The sequence below is a fragment of the Mesorhizobium sp. M7A.F.Ca.MR.148.00.0.0 genome, from assembly GCF_003997735.1.
In the GTDB taxonomy this organism is placed as follows: Bacteria; Pseudomonadota; Alphaproteobacteria; order Rhizobiales; family Rhizobiaceae; genus Mesorhizobium.
This window is the reverse complement of record NZ_RZTB01000703.1, coordinates 1-235: the sequence shown is the minus strand read 5'-3', so window position 1 is coordinate 235 and position 235 is coordinate 1. Positions and strand designations below refer to the sequence as shown.

Here is a 235-nt window from a genome sequence, read left to right as displayed (position 1 = left end):
CCACCCAGGATCATGACGAGGCGGTACCGCTGCGGGTCCTGCCAGCACTGTTCATTGAGCGGCGCGCCTGTCTCGGTCAGCCATGCGACGTCCGGTATCTCTGAACCTGCCGGTGGCTGGCCAGTGAGGAAGCTTGTATCGGAGAGCGCCGGCATCGATCGGCGCAGCCTCGAGAGTTCCGCCGTGTAGCGCTCCAGCGCCTGGTCGCGGCCGGCCCAGTCGAGCCAGGTGATCT

Annotated in this window: 1 pseudogene; it reads right to left on the bottom strand. The window is 66.8% G+C overall.

Annotation, left to right across the window (positions count from 1 at the left end):
* Nucleotides 1-235, bottom strand: a pseudogene (locus tag EOB49_RS35905) (glycogen debranching enzyme GlgX); the annotation flags it as partial.